The organism is Bradyrhizobium sp. (assembly GCF_049581145.1).
GTDB lineage: Bacteria > Pseudomonadota > Alphaproteobacteria > Rhizobiales > Xanthobacteraceae > Bradyrhizobium.
This window is the reverse complement of the sequence record NZ_JBAURI010000667.1, coordinates 1-2,407: the sequence shown is the minus strand read 5'-3', so window position 1 is coordinate 2,407 and position 2,407 is coordinate 1. Positions and strand designations below refer to the sequence as shown.

Below are 2,407 nucleotides of genomic sequence, written 5' to 3'. Positions count from 1 at the left end.
GGAGAAGGACGCATTGTCGACCGCGGCTTTCGCGCCAAAACGGCAAGTCAAACCTTCGATCACCAGCATGCGTTGCTCCAGGAGGCCGCCATGGCCATGGCTAGCGCCGGTCTTCAACAGTTGTGTGACATCCCGCTGCGCTGCGGCGATCGTCCACAGCCCAGCTGCATGTCACCTGATCGTCATGAAGCCGTCACGAACCCCCTTGATGAGGTGCACTCTTAAAGGGTCTATTCAGATCGATTGGCAACGTTTGTGGAACTTGGAATGGCCGGCAAAGCACTCTCGATCGAAGCTCTGATAGACCCTACCGCGAAAGTCCAGCAGGCGACGCTCGGCAGATATTGCGAGGTCGGCGCCCGCACGATGCTGCTTGACGTCGTCATGGGCGACTATTCCTATGTCGTCAACGACGCCCAGATCACCTACACCACGATCGGAAAATTCTGTTCGATCGCGGCGATGACACGGATCAACCCCGGCAATCATCCGATGCACAGGGCGACGCAGGCCCACTTCACCTACCGGGCCAGCGCCTATTTTCCCGGCGAGGCGGATGAGGCCGAGTTCTTCGCATGGCGCGAGAGCCATCGCGTCCATATCGGCCATGACGTCTGGATCGGGCACGGCGCGATCATGCTGCCGGGCCGCAGCATAGGCACCGGCGCGGTAGTCGCGGCCGGCGCCATCGTCACCAAGGACGTGCCCGCCTACACCATCGTCGGCGGCAATCCCGCACGGCCGATCAGAAGGCGGTTCCCGGAAGCCGTCGCCGACAGGCTTGCGCGCCTCGCATGGTGGGACTGGGATCACGACGCGCTCCGCGCCGCGTTGCCGGATTTCAGGACGCTCGAGATCGAGGCTTTCCTCGAAAAATACGAGGTCTCGTCCGGCGGCGCCTCATACCTCGAGCAAAGTGCAACATCGTGAACGATATTGTCATTGCAGGTGGGCACGCCCTGCTCGGCCGGGAATTCGTTGAAGCTTCGCTCGCAATCGCCGACGGCGTCATCAGCGCGGTTGCTTCCACACCGAGCACACGCTCCCTCGAACTCGATGCCCGCAACCTCCTGGTGCTGCCGGGCATCGTGGACCTGCACGGAGATGCGTTCGAGCGGCAGATGATGCCCCGCACCGGCGTCGACTTTCCGATCGACGTCGCACTTGCCGATAGCGACCGCCAGGCGATCAGCAACGGCATCACCACCGTGTTTCATGCCACGACCTGGTCGTGGGAGCCGGGCCTTCGCAGCGGCGACAATGCGCGGCAATTGCTCGAGGCGATCGAGAGCCTGCGGCCGCAGTTGTTCGCCGATACCCGCTTCCATCTTCGCCACGAGACCTACAATCTCGATGCCGAGGCCGAGATCGGTCAATGGCTGGCGAACGGGCGCATCGACCTGCTCGCCTTCAACGACCACATGGACTCGACGGTTGCCCTGCTCGACAAGCCGCAGAAGCGGACCCGCATGGTCGAGCGCACCGGTCTGTCGAGCGAGGCGTTCGACGGTCTCGTGGCACGCGTGCTGTCCCATGCCGACGACGTGCCGGCATCGATCGCGCGGCTGGCGCAAATCGCCCGCGAGGCGCAGGTGCGCATGCTGTCGCATGACGACGAAAGCCCCGCGACGCGCCAGGCCTTCCGCGCGCAGGGCGTCGGCATCGCCGAATTTCCGATCAATGAGGCCACCGCGCGCGAGGCGGCGGCGGGTGGCGATGCGATCGTGTTCGGTGCGCCGAATGTGGTGCGCGGCGGCAGCCATACCGGGTGGACCAAGGCATCCGACATGATCGCAAAGGGCTTATGCACGGTGCTTGCCTCCGACTATTATTATCCGGCCCCTCTGTTGGCCGCCTTCCGTCTCGCCGCCGACGGCGTCCTGCCGCTGGCGCAGGCCTGGGAGCTGATCTCGACGGCACCGGCGCATGCCGCCGGCCTCTCCGATCGCGGTCTGCTCAGCGAAGGACATCGCGCCGACATCCTTCTGGTCGATGACGCGGTGCCGCTGCGTCCCCGCATCATCGCCGTGATCGCCGCCGGCCGGCTGGCGTACCTGGCAGACGCCAATCGTCTTGCCGCGAGGCGCGCGCCGCGGCACGACGCGGTTGCGGCCGAGTGAAGGTTCCCTGTTCTGCACCGATGTCTTGCGCACCTATGACCCACTCTCCGCGCTACGCGATCTACTACGCCGCCGCGCCAGGCTCCGCTCTGGACCGCTTCGGCGCTCAGCATCTGGGCTATGACGCCTGGACCGGCGAAGGTCTGCCATTTCCGGACGCCGTCACGCGGGAGGCGCCGGATTGGCGCGACTTGAGCGAGGGCCCTCGCAAATACGGTTTCCATGCCACGCTGAAGGCGCCGATGCCGCTGGCGCCTGGCCGGACCGAGGCCGAGCTGCTCGCGGCC

Annotated in this window: 2 protein-coding genes and 2 pseudogenes; 3 read left to right on the top strand and 1 reads right to left on the bottom strand. The window is 65.3% G+C overall.

The features are described from left to right. Positions 1–117: pseudogene (locus WCB02_RS21745) on the bottom strand (phosphonate ABC transporter ATP-binding protein); the annotation flags it as partial. 150 nt (positions 118–267) lie between these two features. Here WCB02_RS21745 and WCB02_RS21740 point away from each other — a divergent pair. From WCB02_RS21740 to WCB02_RS21730, 3 genes and pseudogenes are all read left to right on the top strand, one after another. Further along, a complete protein-coding gene (locus WCB02_RS21740; RefSeq protein WP_423961290.1) occupies positions 268–930 on the top strand; it encodes a chloramphenicol acetyltransferase in 663 nt (220 codons plus the stop codon). Further along, the gene (locus WCB02_RS21735; protein ID WP_423961289.1) at positions 927–2,120 is read left to right on the top strand and encodes an alpha-D-ribose 1-methylphosphonate 5-triphosphate diphosphatase; all 1,194 of its coding nucleotides are present in this window, start codon (positions 927–929) and stop codon (positions 2,118–2,120) included. The genes WCB02_RS21740 and WCB02_RS21735 overlap by 4 nt, the downstream gene beginning before the upstream one ends. A 35-nt stretch (positions 2,121–2,155) precedes the next feature. Further along, positions 2,156–2,407: pseudogene (locus WCB02_RS21730) on the top strand (DUF1045 domain-containing protein); the annotation flags it as partial.